Origin of the sequence: Methylobacterium sp. OAE515, assembly GCF_041806315.1 — a bacterium.
Taxonomy (GTDB): Bacteria; Pseudomonadota; Alphaproteobacteria; order Rhizobiales; family Beijerinckiaceae; genus Methylobacterium; species Methylobacterium tardum.
In genome coordinates, this window is sequence record NZ_JBGMUV010000001.1 from 459,524 (window position 1) to 474,830 (window position 15,307).

16 protein-coding genes are annotated in these 15,307 nt (G+C 67.8%); 8 read left to right on the forward strand and 8 right to left on the reverse strand.

Annotation, left to right across the window (positions count from 1 at the left end):
* Window positions 1–53 precede the first annotated feature (53 nt).
* A complete protein-coding gene (locus tag ABIE45_RS02250; RefSeq protein ID WP_192711208.1) occupies window positions 54–446 on the forward strand; it encodes a helix-turn-helix domain-containing protein in 393 nt (130 codons plus the stop codon).
* Window positions 447–876: 430 nt separating this feature from the next.
* The gene (locus ABIE45_RS02255; RefSeq protein ID WP_192711207.1) at window positions 877–1,857 is read left to right on the forward strand and encodes an ABC transporter substrate-binding protein; all 981 of its coding nucleotides are present in this window, start codon (window positions 877–879) and stop codon (window positions 1,855–1,857) included.
* Window positions 1,858–2,063: 206 nt separating this feature from the next.
* Here ABIE45_RS02255 and ABIE45_RS02260 read toward each other — a convergent pair whose 3' ends face one another.
* From ABIE45_RS02260 to ABIE45_RS02270, 3 genes are all read right to left on the reverse strand, one after another.
* Window positions 2,064–3,746 (reverse strand): cation:proton antiporter, encoded by a 1,683-nt coding sequence (locus ABIE45_RS02260; protein ID WP_373622097.1) that lies wholly within the window; start codon window positions 3,744–3,746, stop codon window positions 2,064–2,066.
* Window positions 3,747–3,782: 36 nt separating this feature from the next.
* Window positions 3,783–4,549, reverse strand: a protein-coding gene (locus ABIE45_RS02265) for an IS5 family transposase (protein ID WP_373622098.1) whose coding sequence is annotated in 2 segments (ribosomal slippage) — window positions 3,783–4,234 and window positions 4,234–4,549 — 768 coding nt in all. Because the reading frame shifts where the segments join, the coding sequence is not laid out codon by codon here.
* Between the two features lie 48 nt (window positions 4,550–4,597).
* The gene (locus ABIE45_RS02270) at window positions 4,598–4,825 is read right to left on the reverse strand and encodes a cation:proton antiporter (RefSeq protein ID WP_373622099.1); all 228 of its coding nucleotides are present in this window, start codon (window positions 4,823–4,825) and stop codon (window positions 4,598–4,600) included.
* 1,088 nt (window positions 4,826–5,913) lie between these two features.
* Here ABIE45_RS02270 and mepA point away from each other — a divergent pair.
* On the forward strand, window positions 5,914–6,834 hold the full coding sequence (mepA, locus tag ABIE45_RS02275; protein ID WP_192710786.1) for a penicillin-insensitive murein endopeptidase: 921 nt from the start codon (window positions 5,914–5,916) through the stop codon (window positions 6,832–6,834).
* Window positions 6,835–6,940: 106 nt separating this feature from the next.
* Here the strand turns inward: mepA and ABIE45_RS02280 are convergent, their stop codons facing one another.
* Window positions 6,941–7,855, reverse strand: coding sequence for a manganese catalase family protein (locus tag ABIE45_RS02280; protein WP_192710785.1), 915 nt, complete (start codon window positions 7,853–7,855; stop codon window positions 6,941–6,943).
* Window positions 7,856–8,489: 634 nt separating this feature from the next.
* Between ABIE45_RS02280 and ABIE45_RS02285 the strand changes: the two genes are divergently transcribed.
* Entirely contained in the window at window positions 8,490–8,984 is a 495-nt protein-coding gene (locus ABIE45_RS02285; RefSeq protein ID WP_192710784.1) for a PAS domain-containing protein, read from the forward strand.
* A gap of 19 nt (window positions 8,985–9,003) precedes the next feature.
* On the opposite strand, the gene ABIE45_RS02290 is transcribed toward ABIE45_RS02285, so the two are convergent.
* Entirely contained in the window at window positions 9,004–9,324 is a 321-nt protein-coding gene (locus ABIE45_RS02290) for a PetM family of cytochrome b6f complex subunit 7 (protein ID WP_192710783.1), read from the reverse strand.
* A 176-nt stretch (window positions 9,325–9,500) separates the two neighbouring features.
* Here ABIE45_RS02290 and ABIE45_RS02295 point away from each other — a divergent pair, with 176 nt between their 5' ends.
* Window positions 9,501–10,178 carry an HAD family hydrolase gene (locus tag ABIE45_RS02295; RefSeq protein WP_373622100.1) on the forward strand — a complete coding sequence of 226 codons (678 nt, stop codon included), beginning with the start codon at window positions 9,501–9,503 and terminating at the stop codon, window positions 10,176–10,178.
* A 393-nt stretch (window positions 10,179–10,571) separates the two neighbouring features.
* Window positions 10,572–10,856 carry a hypothetical protein gene (locus ABIE45_RS02300; RefSeq protein ID WP_192710781.1) on the forward strand — a complete coding sequence of 95 codons (285 nt, stop codon included), beginning with the start codon at window positions 10,572–10,574 and terminating at the stop codon, window positions 10,854–10,856.
* A 7-nt stretch (window positions 10,857–10,863) separates the two neighbouring features.
* On the opposite strand, the gene ABIE45_RS02305 is transcribed toward ABIE45_RS02300, so the two are convergent.
* Window positions 10,864–11,586 carry an invasion associated locus b family protein gene (locus ABIE45_RS02305; protein WP_192710780.1) on the reverse strand — a complete coding sequence of 241 codons (723 nt, stop codon included), beginning with the start codon at window positions 11,584–11,586 and terminating at the stop codon, window positions 10,864–10,866.
* Between the two features lie 105 nt (window positions 11,587–11,691).
* A complete protein-coding gene (locus ABIE45_RS02310) occupies window positions 11,692–11,988 on the reverse strand; it encodes a hypothetical protein (RefSeq protein WP_192710779.1) in 297 nt (98 codons plus the stop codon).
* 585 nt (window positions 11,989–12,573) lie between these two features.
* Here ABIE45_RS02310 and ABIE45_RS02315 point away from each other — a divergent pair.
* Complete coding sequence (locus ABIE45_RS02315; protein ID WP_192710778.1) at window positions 12,574–13,179, forward strand: hypothetical protein; 606 nt, start codon at window positions 12,574–12,576, stop codon at window positions 13,177–13,179.
* Between the two features lie 27 nt (window positions 13,180–13,206).
* Here the strand turns inward: ABIE45_RS02315 and argH are convergent, their stop codons facing one another.
* Complete coding sequence (gene argH, locus ABIE45_RS02320; protein WP_192710777.1) at window positions 13,207–14,586, reverse strand: argininosuccinate lyase; 1,380 nt, start codon at window positions 14,584–14,586, stop codon at window positions 13,207–13,209.
* Between the two features lie 42 nt (window positions 14,587–14,628).
* Here argH and ABIE45_RS02325 point away from each other — a divergent pair, with 42 nt between their 5' ends.
* Window positions 14,629–15,270, forward strand: coding sequence for a TlpA disulfide reductase family protein (locus ABIE45_RS02325; RefSeq protein ID WP_192710776.1), 642 nt, complete (start codon window positions 14,629–14,631; stop codon window positions 15,268–15,270).
* Window positions 15,271–15,307 lie beyond the last annotated feature (37 nt).

Consider the following 15,307-nt stretch of genomic DNA (forward strand, 5'->3'; position numbering starts at 1 on the left):
CCAGATACAGATCGTATATCTGCTATCAAGAACGCACTTAGGTTAGCCTAGATATGGCCGACGATACCGATCTCGATGCCGCCTCTGCATGCGCGCTCGCCAACATGGCGCGGGTCCGCCCGGTGTTGGACAAGATCGCCGACAAGTGGACGATCCTGATCCTCACGGTGCTGTGCCCGCGGCCGGCACGGTTCAACGCGATCAAGCGGCGGCTTGATGGCATCACGCACAAGGCGCTGGCGGACGCGCTGAAGCGGCTGGAGCGCAACGGTCTGGTGACCCGGACCGTGCTGCCGACCGCCCCCATCGGCGTCGAGTATGCGATCACCCCGCTTGGCCATTCGCTGCGCCAGCCCTTCGAGGCGCTCTGCGCGTGGGCCCTCGACAACGGTGCGGCGATCGATGCGGCCAACCAGGCGCATGACCGCATCAAAACGAGGCCTTGAGAGCGCGTCTGCTTTCGCTACGCCAGATGTTGGGCCGCGCTGTCTTATCACGGCCGTCAGCGGGCGGGCCCGCGCCGTCCGCTCGGAAGCTTCGACGGCTCGGAAGCGGACGGGCAGAAAGCCACCCCACCCAGACACTCGGACCGCCGTCGGCGCTTCCCGAGAAGGTCCGCGGTTACACCCGGCCGTCGGACTCGACGTACGGCTTTATAGGCAGCGAATTTCGAAGTCAGATCCTGATCCCGGCCCTTGTGCTTTAACCTCGGCTATCACGGCAAAGGTGAGAGTAAGTGCCCGATCTCCGCTTCAGCATCTCCCTTGATAATCTGGTTTGTACGATTTACCTTTCCCATAACCATTGCATTCGGCATAAGATCCGAGCCTCACACCAATCACATTCGGCATTGGCGCTGGACGATCGGATACAGCAATGCTTAAAAAAATTGCCCTTTCGTGCCTGTCACTCACAATGTGCTCGACCCTCGCCGTCGGCGAGCAGAGTCAACCGCGGAAGAAAGTTGCGATCATCACAAATTTTTCGGAGACTGACGCCGCAGCTCATAGCCTCGTTAAGAATTTTACAGATACTCTGGAGATGAGCACGCCAAGAAATATCGCATTCCAGCACGATTATTATTGGGCCGGCGGAAACATTGACGCCGCCAAATCTCACGCAAAGCGCATTGTATCAAGCCAGCCCGATGCGATCTTTGCTGCCACCACCCCCGTCGTCCGCGCCCTTCTACACGAAACGAAGACGATACCGATCGTGTTCGCGACAGTGGCCGATCCAGTCGGCAGTGGATTCGTGGAGAATCTGGCCGCTCCGGGAAAAAACGTGAGCGGATTTATCAATTCAGAGGGTAGCATTGCCGGGAAATGGGTCCAATACCTCAAGGAATTGGTGCCAGGCATGTCGTGCGTCTCGATGATGTATAACCCCAATACCGCACCATACTATAAATACTACGTCTCGCCCTTTGAGGAGACAGCGCGATCAATGAATATGACATCGGCGCTATCGCCCGTTGCCGACGAGAAGGACATTGAGGCTGCAATAAGCGCTTTATCGAGCAAAAAATGTGGCCTCGTTCTCATGAACGACAGTTTCAATTTCATCCATCGTCGAACAATAAGCTCAGTCTCGGAGAGGAATGGCGTTCCGGTCGTCGCCTATAACAAGGCAACCACGCAAGACGAAGCGCTCGTCGCTTATGGCCCTGAGGAAGCAGATGCTTACAAAAAAGCCGCGGGCTATGTCAGAAAGATATTAGACGGCGCCCAGGTCGGAAAACTGCCGGTTCAACTCAATACGCATTTCTATTTATCCGTAAATATGCAGAAAGCAAAGAAGCTTGGAATACAGGTTCCGGACTCGTTCCTCTCGCGCGTCGACGAAGAGGTTGAGTGAGGCTGCAGGGCGCTTGCGTGAACGGAGGCATGGTTCGAGGTATCGCCGCACGTGACGGTGACGTCCGCTTCGACGCGCGTGCCGCTCCGAAGCGGACCAGCCGGACCATTCCGAGCGGCCATTGCGATCCTGGCCCACGCCAGCCGTGCCGATGGCCGGTCGCCCATTCGGAAAGCTGCCCGTCCGTCGCGCGTTGAAGGGAAGAGTCAGGAAATCCCGTCGGCCCCTGCATCGTGCTGATGTCGCAATTCGGGGCTTCCTTTGACGGGTCCCGCCGTCTTGTCCGATCCGAACTGACTCTCGGTTCGGGCCGAGTCGATGAACAGGCGTGCCTCACCCTCTCGCACGCCAAGGCTGCGCAGCGCGTAGAGCGACATGCCGAGTGCCAGTTCCCGCTCGGCCATCAAGACGAGTCCCACCCGATCCTCTTCGAGGTGTCGCCGCTCGACGTCGCTGTGGGTACGGACCACCGTGTCGATCTTCGGGTTCGACGCGCGTGCCGCCTCGACAAGCCGGCGGGCTTGGTGCGGGTCGGGCGTGGCGACCACAAGCAGACGCGCCGCGCCGATGCGCGCCGCTTCGAGAATGCCGGGCGCTGTCGCGTCCCCGAAGACGGCCGGAACGCCCGCTGCGCGCAGATCGAGCACGCGACGCCGGTCCCGCTCGACCACCACATACGGCAGATCCCACGCCTGCAGCGTCGTTCCGATACTGCTGCCGACGCGCCCGTAGCCGACGATCACGACGTGGTCGCGCCGCTGCGACCGCCCGACCGTCTCCGCCACATCGGGCACGCGCCTGCGCTCGAAGCGCGTCGCGAGGCCGGGACGCGTGGCGAGAGCCTGCTCGATCCGCGTCACGAGAGCGAAGAAAACTGGGTTCAGCGTGATCGAAAGGAGCGCACCACCCAAGATCAGATTGCGCCCTTCTTCCGGCAGCAGTTTCAGCGACAGACCCAGCGTCACCAGGATGAAGGAGAACTCGCCGATCTGGGCCAGACTCGCGGCGATCGTCAGAGCCGTGCCGATCGGGTGTCGGAATGCCAGCACGATCGCCACGGCGGCGAGCGATTTGCCGATCATGATCACGCCGAGCACCGCCAGGACCGAGAGCGGCTCGCGCAGGAGGATGCTTGGATCGAACAGCATCCCGATGGAGACGAAGAACAGCACAGCGAAGGCATCCTGCAGGGGCAGGGAGTCGGCGGCGGCCTGATGACTGAGATCGGACTCGGCGAGCACCATGCCCGCGAAGAAGGCACCGAGGGCGAACGAAACCCCGAACAGTTCCGCCGAGCCGAAGGCGATCCCCAGCGCCATCGCCAGGACGGCGAGGGTGAAAAGCTCCCGCGAGCCGGTACGCGCCGCCTGATCGAGCAACCAGGGTACGAAGCGGCGTCCGCCAACCAGCATCAGGCTCGCGAAGATCGCGACTTTGGCGAAGGTCAGAAGGATGGTGAGCAGCAGGCTGCCGGCATAGTCAGGGCCGATGAAGTGCCCGATGAAGTCGGTGAGCGCGTGGACTGTGCCGTGCGTGGCCCCTCCCGCCTCGCCCCCGAGGGAGGGGGCAAGGGCTGGCAGGACGACGAGCGCGAGCACCATCGCCAGATCTTCGACGATGAGCCAGCCCACGGCGATGCGCCCATTGTCGGTGTCGAGCAGACCGCGCTCCTCCAGGGCTCGCAGCAGGACCACGGTGCTCGCGACGGATAGAGCCAGACCGAAGACCAGTCCTTGGCCGAGGCTCCACCCCCACTCCAGAGCGAGGCCGACGCCCATCGCGGTGGCCGCGATGATCTGCACCACGGCTCCGGGCAAGGCGATGGCGCGCACGCTCATCAGATCCTGGAAAGAGAAGTGCAGACCGCCCCCGAACATCAGCAGGATCACACCAATCTCTGCCAGCTGACCGGTTAGAGCCTGTCGTCACCTGAGGTGATCGAGGGCTGCGGCGAGGCAGAGGCCTCCGGTGAAGCTGGAGGCGGTTTTCTCATAGCGCGTGGCAACCGCTCGCCACTCCTTGAGCCGTGCCCAGAGCCGCTCGACGACGTTGCGGTTGGTGTAGATCCAGTCCGGGCAGCGCTCGGGAGCCTCGTTACTCTTGGACGGGATAGCAGGTGTTGCCCCGACCTCTCGCAACTGCTGCCGGAAGCGTTGGCTGGAGTAGCCCCGATCCGCCACGACCCATTGGGGAATGCCCGGCAAGCGACCGAGCAAGGGCAGCGCGTGGGGTAGTTCATGGGCCTGCCCCGGTGCGATCCGAAAGGCGATCGCGCGGCCTGCGCCGTCAGCGATCACGCAAGCCTTGGTCCCATAGCCGCCACGTGATCGGCCAACAGCTTCACGATCGTCTCGCTCGGCTGCAGATCCCCCCTTTTGGCGGCTCCAGCCGCCTTCTGATGCGCACGCATATTGGTGCCATCGAGGAACACCATGCCCAGCTGAACGCCGCGCTCCTGCACGAGAGCAAGTAGACGCTCCCACACCCCGCCGCGCGACCACCGGATGAAGATCTGTGCGGCCCGCCACCACGGCCCCAGGTCTTGCGGGATCGCGCGCCACTTGGCGCCGTTCTGATGGCGCCACAGGATCGCCGAAAGCGTGCGCCGCAGGTCTTGCGGCGGTGTCTTCGCCTTCGGCCGACAAGCCTCGACCAGTGGCTCCAGAACAGCCCATTGCGCGTCGCTCAGCATCGTCCCTCCTCAGAGCGGAAACACAAAACGCGTGCTGCGCCAGATGGTTCAGGCGACGACAGACCCTAGATTGCTGTCGCCGACAAATCCCGGTGTGTAGGGGCCCACAAGTACCCCCGCGAGCAGATAGCCGACCAGGGGCGGCAGCCTGAGACGTTGGGCGACCATTCCGCAGATGAAGGCAAGCGTCAGCCCGAGGGCGATGATGGCGATCAGTTCGGTCGCATGCGGCACGAGATCGGGACTCTCAGAAAGCGGACGGGGGGCGGGACTCATGATCTTAGACACATGAGCCCAGGAGTCAGGGTCCATGGAGGTGCCGTCGGCTCACACGGCGTCCGGACGGACGCTGCACGCGGGCGCGCGCGGAAGGCAGCCTCGCCAAGCCGAGCGTGACGCAGGAGACGCGATCGTCCCCGAGCGAAGATGCGACAGCCGCGTCTCGATCCGCGGGGCGGAACCCGCGCAGCGGCGCAGCGAAGGCAGACCGGTCCGCCCGGCTTTCGAGACGATCATCTCACGGCCGTCCGCAGTCGCGTGCGGCCAGAGGTTTGGTCCCGACGTGACAGTGGAATGGACGCGACGAACTACGTGCCCTTTCCGACGCGGGGTCTCCGTGCGCGTGGACCGACAGCGGCGGTAGCGCGAACCGGTCAGGCGCTCACCCTGCCGTGACGGCCGGCGTGCGGCCCGGCCAAGCCTGCATCGTCCATCAGCCCGCGCCCAGGTGAGCCTGCGCCGAAAGTGTCGGATTCTGCTCGCGGTCCGGCCGAGACTGGGGATCTTCAGCTCACCGTTCCAGTCAGGTCGACGAGACCTTGGGCCTCCGTGGCCAAGCTGGCCGCGAGCAAGAGGCAGACAGCGCCAAGAAGAGCAACGCCGATCACAGCCCACGCCAGATCTGATGTCCGGACGGGCTGCCCGGCCTGCCGGCCAGCGAGCGAGCTTTGGACTTTGTGAGCCTCTGTCGATGTGCGGTGCATGGGGCGACTCCGCAGCTGGAGATCCTGTTTGTTAACGGTCTGGAGGCCGAGCCTTCATCCCGGCGCGAGTCATCGACAGATGCTGCCTGTGTGCTGTCGCACGAATGCTGAAGGCGGACAGAAATCCAGCGCCCGATACTCCCGCCAGGAACGAGCTTGGGCCATTCGGCAGGCCGAAACGGGCCCTCTTGCGGTCGTCCGCGCCGGATCCCGACCGCGGGGCCCGGTCTTCCCGCAGGTGCGGGCCGGGTGGCACGCAGGGCCGCCTCCCGACCGATTTGCCTGCCCGGCGCGGTCTGCCCGAAAAACGCCCCGCCCCTGGGCGACGATCGGTGTGGGGCACCCGCGCCCTCCCACTCAAGCCGGACGAACAGCCCCCGCATGCCGATGCCGCGTTTCGCCCAGAGCCTCGCGCTCGCCGCCCTGCTCCTGCCGGCCGCCGCGCACGCCCAGGACCGCGGCAGCGTCAACCCGAAACCGCTGCCGCCGCTGGAGCACCCGGACGCGCCCTCGACTCCCGCCAAGGCCCTGTTCGGGCGCGTGACCAAGGCGTCCTCCGGACCGGCCCGCATCTACGGCTTCTACGCCAAGGGCTGCTTTTCCGGGGGCGAGGCCCTGCCGATGGACGGGCCGAACTGGCAGGTCATGCGCCCGTCACGCAACCGGATGTGGGGCACGCCTTACCTGGTCGATTTCATCGAGCGGCTGTCGCAGAAGGCCGTCCGGGTCGGCTGGCCGGGGCTGCTGGTGGGCGACATGGCCCAGCCCCGGGGCGGCCCGATGATCACCGGCCACGCCTCGCACCAGATCGGCATCGACGCCGACGTCTGGCTGACGCCGATGCCCGACCACCGCATGAGTCGGGCGGAGCGCGAGGAGACCTCGGCCACCGACATGGTCCGCCGCGACCGCCTCGACATCGACCCGGAGGTCTGGACGCCTACCCACCTGCAGTTGATCAAGCTGACGGCCGAGCAGCCGGAGGTGGAGCGCATCTTCGTCAACGCGGCGATCAAGAAGGCGCTCTGCCGCGACGCCGCGGGCAGCCGTTGGATGTCGAAGGTCCGCCCGATGTACGGGCACAACTACCACTACCATATCCGGCTCGCCTGCCCGGCCGGCCAGGAGGATTGCCAGCCGCAGGGCGCGCCCCCGGCCGGCGATGGCTGCGACGACCTCGGCTACTGGTTCTCGGACGCGGTGCTCCACCCGAAGCCCCCGAAGGTGCCGCCGAAGCCGAAGCCCGCCATGACCATGGCGGCGCTGCCTGCCGCCTGCCGGACGGTGCTGAAGGCGCCGTAGGCCGCGTCACGCGGCAGCCCCGGCCTGCGCAGGCCGCCGGGGCGAGGCGACGGAGCGCGGCACGTCTCGCCGCGCTCGCTCCCGTGGGCGTCCTGGGCGAAGGCGGTCAGCGCCCTTTCTTGTAGAGCTTGCTCGCGATCTCGAAGATCTCCTCGGGCGCGTAGTTCGGTGCGAAGGCGCCGTAATTGCCGTCGAGCTCCGGGATCTTGCCGCCTTCGGGCAATCCGTCGACAACCTCCAGATTCCCGGGCGGATCGCCCGGCAGCGCCACCTCGTCGTTCGACCAGACGCCCGCCGCCTCTTTGTAGTCGTCCGGGCTGAACCGGTAGAGCCGCCGGTGCGAGCCTTCCTGAAGGTACTTCTGGCACTCGGGGATCTTGTCGAGGACGATGTTCGGGGTCGGAAGCATCTTCTCGATCTCGACACCGGTGAGCTTCTTGAGCGCCAGCGCGTAGGCGTGCGCGTGGACCGATCCGCGCACGAGCAGGTAGCCGCAGACTTCCCGACCGGTCGGGTCCTTCAAGGTCTCGTAGACGCGCAGCTTGTGGAGGCGGGCGCCGCATTCCAGATGGAAGTTGTGCAGCAGGTCGATGATGATGTTGCCCGTCGTCGTGACCATGTCGACGTTCCACGACTGGGCATTCGAGTTGATGGGCGTCGCGCCGCCGCCGTTGCTGAGGAAGCTGCCGGCGAGCCGGATGTCCTGCATGTCGTGGAACGGCGCCTTGGACAGATCGACCTCCTCGGTGTCGTCGCCCGGACCGTTGTTGAGCATCGCGATGCCCGTCGAAACCAGTTCGACGTGCCCGAGCTCTTCTGCGAAGATGCTGGACACCAAGCTGTAGAACGGTCGGAGCTTCGATTTATTGCGGAAATTGAAGCTCTGGAACATGTAGTTGCCCAAAGTCGACATCTCGCCGTATTTGCCGCCGAGCAGTTCCTGGAGCGCCGCCGCCGCGTTGGGGTCGGGCTTCTTCGGCTGGGGCAGTTCGGCCTGCAGGCGATCGAGCTTCATGAACATGCGGACAGCTCCGTTTGCGCGTGATGCGCAGTAGGGCATCGCTTTGCGCGAGTGATCGTTCCTCCACGCACCGCAGAGCCGCGCGGTGTTTCCGAACCTTCGGGGCGATGCGGGTCGGCACCGGCTCTTCGGCCAGCCCATCGGCCCGCTTTCGAAAGCGGCGCGGCTGATAACCGCGCCGGCCTGCCGCGCGCCCTGTTCGATCCGCCGTGGTGATGTGCTAACGCCCAGTCATGCCCCGCTGGCTCTTCCTTCTCTTCGCCGTCGCCGTCGCCCTCTCCGTGCTGGGCAGCGTGCTGATCGTGCTCCGCAGCCCCAACAGCACGCCCCAATTGGGGGGCAACTTCCTCACGCCCGCGGCACCCGGCATGAAGCCGCGGCCCGCCACGGGCCCGTGAGGCCAGGCGGCGGGCCCGGCATCCCGGATGCCCACAGGGGCAGGATCACCGACGCGCTGCCCGAGCCAGGTTTCAATCAGAAGTGGCCGAAATCGCCCCAGTTGGGCGAGCTTCTCGTCTTGGTCGACGCGAAACCTGGCTGATGGACTGGACCTCGTCTGCAATTTACGGCTTGTAGCGGGGCAAGAGCGCGGCCTGCGGGCCTAAGCGCATCGGGCTGAGAGGGGCTGAGCCGGATGGATACGGGCGGAACCGCCACGAGCCACGTGCCGGACGAGCTGAAGGCGGACGCGCATCGGGGCGATCCGTTCGCCGCGGCCGTGCGCGCGACCCGGATGCCGATGATCGTCACGGATCCGAGTCAGTACGACAACCCGATCGTCTTCGCGAACAACGCCTTCCTGAAGCTCACCGGCTATACGCGGTTCGAGGTGCTCGGCCGCAATTGCCGCTTTCTTCAGGGACCGGAGACCAATCCGGCGGCGATCGACCGGATCCGCGACGCGGTCCGGCAGAAGGTCGACATCCGGGTCGACCTGCTCAACTACCGCAAGGACGGCTCGACCTTTCACAATGCCCTGTATGTCGGGCCGGTGCGGGATGCAGACGGCAAGGTCGTCTACTTCTTCGCCTCGCAACTCGACGTCAGCGAGCATTACGCGCTCACCGCCGAGATCGAGCGGCTGGAGGGCGAACTCGCGGAAGCCCGGGCGAAGCTCGCCGCGCGCTAGAACCCGGCGCCGCGCGCGCTCAGGGCTTCGTCAGGAAGCCGATCGGCTCCCGACCCGGCTGGCCGAGCCAGAGCAGCACCGCGCCGAGGCCGAGCCCGATCAGCGAGACCGGCGCCAGGGTGAGCGGCAGGCCGAGGATGTGCCAGAGCCAGGGCGCCGCCCCCTCGACGCTGCCCTGCAGGGCACCGGCCTTGTCCTTGAACAGGGTGGCGATCACGTCGGAGAGCGGCGTCACCCGCAGTCCGTTATTGGCGATCGAGCGGGCGCCATCATACACCAACGCGACGAAGCCGCCGGCCATTAGAAGAAAGCCCAGGACGCGGGCCAGGAAGCGGAACATCGCGGGGCCTTCGGAGCCTTGCCGGTGAGCTTTGCCTGCGCGCCCCGGAAGGCGCCCGTCACGGGAGTATGGGTCTCGGACGCCCGGTGCAAGCGCCGCGGCCACGCGGTTGCCGGTCCGGTGAGCGCGTGCCACAGGGTCGGCCGGCGGCGGAAGGCCGTGCGGGGACGGCCGGATTGAACACGCGCGCGACGAATCCCAGCCTCGTGATCTTCGATTGCGACGGCGTTCTGGTCGACAGCGAGCCGCTGAGCCTGGCCTGCCTGACGGCGGGCCTCAACCGCATCGGCGTGGCGATCGATCTCGCCACCGTGCGGGCGCGCTTCACGGGCACCTCCATGGCCTCGATCATGGCGCATATCGCGGCGGATTACGGCATCACGGCACCGCCGGGCTTCGTCGACGCGGTCAAGACCGAGACGCTGGCCCTATTCGACACCGAGCTGAAGGCGATGCGCGGCGTCGCCGCGGCGGTCTCCGGCCTGGGCCTTCCGGTCTGCGTGGCGTCGAGCAGCGACCCGGTCCGCCTGCGCCACTCCCTGGGCCTGACCGGATTGCTGCCGCTGTTCGGCGACCACGTCTTCTCCTCGGCGCAGGTGGCGCGGGGCAAGCCGTTCCCCGACCTGTTCCTGTTCGCCGCCGCGCGTATGGGCGCCGAACCCGCCGCCTGCCTCGTGATCGAGGACAGCGTCCCCGGAGTCACGGCCGCGAGGAGCGCCGGCATGCGGGTCGCGGGCTTCACCGGCGGCGGCCATTGGGGGCACGATCCGGCCGGCACCGATCTCGTGCGCGCCGGGGCCGCGCCCATCTTCTCGGATTTCTCCGACCTCTCCACGGTGATCGGTGGCCCCTGAACGGTCCCACCTACGGGGGACACAGACAGCACCGGCTTCCTGCCAAGCGCGACCGCAAAATCGGAAACCCGTTCCGTTGACGTCCCGCGGCCGCACCTCCATCTTTGAAGGTGCCGGAGGAGAGCCCGCTCCCGCTCCGGCCGCGGTGATTTGAGAAGCGTAGCTTGCGCCGCGTCATCAAACGCTAAAGCACTGCGACGGCCCCGTGCCGCGCGGTCCTTCAGTCTGGAGGACATCCGATGACGAGCCGACCTCGTTCCCTTCGTAACCCGCTCCCGAACGCGCAGGGCTCCCGCGCCGATCGCCGGCGCTGTCGACGCTAGACCGCCGACAATCCGCAGCCCGCATCGCGATCCGGCCAGGCGTCACGCCGGCCCACGGAGTGTCCACCCCATGCAAAGTCTCCACGCAGACCTCAGGCCCGAAAACCGTCTGGAGCCCGAGGACCGTTTCGACGCAGAACCGGCCCGGGTGATCGAGATCGGCGAGATCACCGCCGGGATCGCCGTCCCCGAGGGGCGCGGCGTGCGGTTCTTCTCGTCCGCGCGCGATTTCGACGGTCTCGACGGGACCGTGTTCCGCACCGCCGAGCAGGCCGCCCGTGCGGCCCGGGCGCGCGTGAGCACCCGGTCCCGGACGGCGGCGCGGCGGGATCAGCCGCGTCTCCGGCACGCCTGAGCGGCGGCTACCTGCTGCACTCCTCGCGGGTGCGCTTCATCGCCTCCGAGAACCCGCCGAGCGCGTATTCGTCGCTCGTCGGGCTCCCCCGCATGGAGGTGGTCTTGATCACGAGCTTCGGATTGCGGGCACTCATCTCCGAGACGACCCGCGCCTCCTCGGCCGGGTTCTGCAGCCAGGCGTTCCCGTCCTTCACCACCAGGCCGTAGCGGCTGGCGCCGAGATTCAGGCTCGGGTCGGTAGGGGCAGCGGCCGAGCCGGGCCTGAGCTGGGACGCCGCGGGCTTCGACGGGAAGCCCAGCATCACCGCCACCTCGTTCTGCACGTTCTCGCCCTTGCGCACGCTCACGAACAGGTAGGCGGTGTCGCGCTTCAAGGTCTTGGGCGAGCGGGTCTGGGGCTGGGCGATGGCGTAGCAGAGCTTGTTGCGGCCGTCGCCGTTCACGAACACGTTCCAGTCGCCGAAGATCGCCACCGGCGTCGCCTGCTGCATCCCTGGCGGCGTCGCCGTGGACTTCTCGGCCCGCTTCGGCCGCTCGCGGCCGTGCCGGCGCCCGCGCCGCCCGGAGGTGGCCTCGCCGGCCGCCGCATCGGGCGCGGCCTCCTGGGCCTGTGCGGCGGTCACCGACAGGGCGGCGCCGCCGACGAGCCCGCCGGTAAGACCGGCGGCGAACCCGGATGCGAGCAGGGCGAGGGCTCCAACCGGGAGCAAGCGGGAGACGCGGGCCATCTTCACTTCCTGACGACGGGCGACTCCGTCAGGAACCGCACCGGGGATCGGGATTAGTGAAGCTTGCGTAAAGCGTCGGCAAGATGGCGACGCGTCTTCCGGTGTTCAGAGCGCGCGGGCTTCCGCGGCCCGGGCGGCGATCACGGCGGCCGGCACGGCCACCGGTTCCACGGCGGCCGCGATGGGCCCGGGGATCGCGTTCGGCTGCGCGGGGGCGGCACGCGTGGGCGCGGCCTCCTTGCGCGGCGGATCGTTGTAGGGGGTGTTGTAGCCCTTGCGCACGGCGGCCCAGTAGGACTCACGCGTCAGGCCCGAACCCGTCAAAGCGGCATCGACCATGGCCGTGGCATGCGCCGCGAAATCCGGCACGTCCTCCGGGTTCAGCCAACTCTCGACAGGCATCCTGCGAACTCCGATCCAAACGGCGAAGCTTCTAGCCGAACAGACTTAGCCAGAGGCTGAACGCGCGGGCCGGGCGATGGTTGCGATGCACAATTCCGGTGATGCCCTGTGGGTAAGTGGGTCGGGCTGGGGCCGGGCGCGGAAGGGCGCGGGCCCGTCGGCTCGTCACAGGATGGACTTGATCGCCGATCTCACGGCGCGCCGCGGAGACCGGAATTAACTCCCGACGAGTAGAAATCAGTTGGTCGCTCATCCCCGCGTGCAAGTTCTGTCCGGATATTTCGACCAGGTATTCGCCCCAAACCGCGGAATGATATCTTTCACGGCTGGACATAAAGCTTGCAGCAGGGCGCGATCCAGATCACATTTCCGGCTCGACGCCTCGTGAGTCTGGCGATCGACATGGAGGCCGCTCGTCGAAGCGGTAGGGTCGCGATGGTGGGAATCGTGAACGGCGTTCTGCCGGTTCCGTTGATTCAGCGCACTCAGGCGCCCGCCCACGCTTCCGTCGCGGGGGCGACGGCGGCGCTGGCCGGTCCGGCCAGCGCCGCGTCGGAGCCGTTACGCTCCGCCAGGCGAGCCGAGATGGAGAGCCTGCTGGCGTCCCTGGCCGTGGCGCCGACCGGCATCCGCGACATGGCGGCCCGCCTGCTCCAGGAAGCGGAGCGGAAGCTGGTGCGGCTCCGCGCGGAGGCTCAGGCTGCACGGGCGGCGGGCGACCGCAAGACGGCCGAGCGTATCGCCCGGGAGCTGGTCGTGCTGGCCCGCCAGATCGCCGACGCCGCGCAGGACTACGCCGTCGCGGAGGCCACGCCGGACTTCGTCTCGCCGGCTCTGGCCAAGGCCGCCGCGCGGACCAGCGCCGAAGGCGGCGCGGCGCCCGCGACTCTGGTCGGCGAGGCCGAGGCGGCGGTGTCCGACGCGACGCAGGCCACCGCGGCGGAGGGCGATGTCGGCGCGGACAGGCCGGATCCGCGGGAGGCGGCGGGTGAAGCCGCGCTGCCCCGGCCGGCGGATCGCGAGCCGGTGCCCGGCATCCCGGTCACGCGTGGGCCGGGCAGCGCGGAGGACGAGAGCGTCCCGAGCATGGCCCACCGGCTTCTCGAAGCGGCCGAGGCGCTGCTCGGCGCGATGGAGCAGCTGGCGGGCCGGCGATCATCCCGGGCCCTCCGCACCGATCAGCCGCTCTGACCGACGGTTGCCTAAGACCGGATCCGGTCAGGCCAGCCGCTCGATCCAGCCCTGCGCCTGCGCCCGAACGTTCTCGGGCGCGGTGCCGCCGTAGCTGGTGCGGCTCGCCACCGAGTTCGCGACGCCGAGCACCGCGTAGACCGCGTCGGTGATGCGCGGCTCCGCCTCCTGCATCTCGGCCAGCGACAGCTCTTCGAGCCCCACGCCCTTGGCGGAGGCTGCGCCCACGAGGCGGCCGGTGACGTGGTGCGCCTGCCGGAACGGCAGGCCGAGCTCGCGCACCAGCCAGTCGGCGAGGTCGGTGGCGGTGGCGTAGCCGGAGCCGGCGGCCTGGGCGAGCACCTCGGCGTTGGGCTCCAGATCCTGCACCATGCCGGTCAGGGCGGCGAGGCACAGGGACAGGGCCTGGAGGGCGTCGAACGTGCCTTCCTTGTCCTCCTGCATGTCCTTCGAATAGGCGAGCGGCAGGCCCTTCATGACGATGAGCAGGCCGGTCAGCGCGCCGATGATCCGGCCGGACTTGGCCCGCACCAGCTCGGCGGCGTCGGGGTTGCGCTTCTGCGGCATGATCGACGAGCCGGTGGTGAACCCGTCCGACAGCCGCACGAAGTTGAACTGGGCCGAGGTCCAGACCACCAGCTCCTCGGCGAAGCGCGACAGGTGCACGGCGCAGATCGAGGCCGCCGCGAGCGCCTCCAGCGCGAAGTCGCGGTCGGCGACCGAATCGAGCGAGTTGGCGGTCGGCCGGTCGAAACCGAGCGCCGCCGCGGTGGCGTGCCGGTCGATCGGGAAGGACGTGCCGGCCAGCGCCGCGGCGCCGAGCGGGCACTCGTTGAGCCGCGCCCGCGCGTCGCGGAACCGGCCCCGGTCGCGGGCCAGCATCTCGACATAGGCCAGGCAATGGTGGCCGAAGGTCACCGGCTGGGCCGATTGCAGATGGGTGAAGCCCGGCATCACGGTGCCGGCATGCTTGAGCGCCGTCTGGCTGAGGGCGCGCTGCAGGTCGGCAGCCTGCTGGTCGAGGGAATCGAGGGTGTCGCGCACCCACAGCTTCATGTCAGTGGCGACCTGGTCGTTGCGCGAGCGCGCCGTGTGCAGGCGGCCGGCGGCCGGGCCGACGATCTCGGTCAGCCGGCTCTCCACCGACATGTGGATGTCCTCAAGCTCGCGCTTGAACGTGAAGGTGCCGGCCTCGATCTCATCGCGCACGGACTTGAGCCCGGCCTCGATTGCGGCCACATCCTCCGCCGGCAGGATGCCGGCTTGGCCGAGCATCGCCACATGCGCCAGCGAGCCGCGGATATCCTGGGGCGCGAGGCGCTTGTCGAATCCGATGGAGGCGTTGATCTCCTCCATGATCTCCGCCGGGCCGCTCGCGAAGCGGCCGCCCCACATCCGGTTGCTCATGTCGATCCTTCCGCGCCCTGAACGCCCCGGCAGGCAAAGCTGATGCCCGGCCGCACACCCATCCTGGCCGGCGCGGGCGTCGCCGCGCTCGCCGTCCTCGGGCTCGCCCTATACGGGAGCGGTCTCGTGCCCGGCAACACGGGCGGCGCCCTCCAGCCCTGCGCCGCCGCCAAGCCGGCGCTCGCCCGGGTCGATGCGGCGTCCAAGGGCGAGGTCGCCGCCATGCAGGCCCTGCCCCAGGCCCGGCCTGCGCTCGACATCCGGTTCAAGGGGCCGGACGGCGCCGAGACCGGGCTCGCCGAGCTGAAGGGCCGGCTGCTCCTCGTGAATCTCTGGGCGACGTGGTGCGCCCCGTGCAAGGCCGAGATGCCGGCCCTCGACCATCTTCAGGCGCAGCTCGGCGGACCGGATTTCGCCGTGGTGGCGATCAACGTCGACACCCGCAACCTCGAGAAGCCGCCGGAATGGCTGAAGCAGGCCGGCATCCGCGACCTCGCCTTCTATGCCGATCCCGGAGGGCGCGTCCTCCCGGCGATCCAGCGTGACACCCAGTCGCCCGGCCTGCCGACCACGATGCTGATCGACGCGCAGGGCTGCACCATCGGGGTGATGAAGGGTCCGGCCGCGTGGTCGAGCCCGGACGGGTTGGCGCTGATCCGCGCGGCCCTGGGGCGGACGTCGTAAGGGTTTCGGGTCCGGGGGCTTGTACCAGCTCAGGATG

Excerpts from the sequence above, each read along its gene's own strand:
- mepA (WP_192710786.1), top strand. The coding sequence starts at position 5,914 with ATGCCGATGCCGCGTTTCGCCCAGAGCCTCGCGCTCGCCGCCCTGCTC.
- ABIE45_RS02285 (WP_192710784.1), top strand. The coding sequence starts at position 8,490 with ATGGATACGGGCGGAACCGCCACGAGCCACGTGCCGGACGAGCTGAAG.
- ABIE45_RS02280 (WP_192710785.1), bottom strand. The coding sequence starts at position 7,855 with ATGTTCATGAAGCTCGATCGCCTGCAGGCCGAACTGCCCCAGCCGAAG.
- ABIE45_RS02250 (WP_192711208.1), top strand. The coding sequence starts at position 54 with ATGGCCGACGATACCGATCTCGATGCCGCCTCTGCATGCGCGCTCGCC.
- ABIE45_RS02290 (WP_192710783.1), bottom strand. The coding sequence starts at position 9,324 with ATGTTCCGCTTCCTGGCCCGCGTCCTGGGCTTTCTTCTAATGGCCGGC.
- ABIE45_RS02255 (WP_192711207.1), top strand. The coding sequence starts at position 877 with ATGCTTAAAAAAATTGCCCTTTCGTGCCTGTCACTCACAATGTGCTCG.
- ABIE45_RS02315 (WP_192710778.1), top strand. The coding sequence starts at position 12,574 with ATGGAGAGCCTGCTGGCGTCCCTGGCCGTGGCGCCGACCGGCATCCGC.
- ABIE45_RS02270 (WP_373622099.1), bottom strand. The coding sequence starts at position 4,825 with ATGAGTCCCGCCCCCCGTCCGCTTTCTGAGAGTCCCGATCTCGTGCCG.
- ABIE45_RS02310 (WP_192710779.1), bottom strand. The coding sequence starts at position 11,988 with ATGCCTGTCGAGAGTTGGCTGAACCCGGAGGACGTGCCGGATTTCGCG.
- ABIE45_RS02300 (WP_192710781.1), top strand. The coding sequence starts at position 10,572 with ATGCAAAGTCTCCACGCAGACCTCAGGCCCGAAAACCGTCTGGAGCCC.
- ABIE45_RS02305 (WP_192710780.1), bottom strand. The coding sequence starts at position 11,586 with ATGGCCCGCGTCTCCCGCTTGCTCCCGGTTGGAGCCCTCGCCCTGCTC.
- ABIE45_RS02325 (WP_192710776.1), top strand. The coding sequence starts at position 14,629 with ATGCCCGGCCGCACACCCATCCTGGCCGGCGCGGGCGTCGCCGCGCTC.
- argH (WP_192710777.1), bottom strand. The coding sequence starts at position 14,586 with ATGAGCAACCGGATGTGGGGCGGCCGCTTCGCGAGCGGCCCGGCGGAG.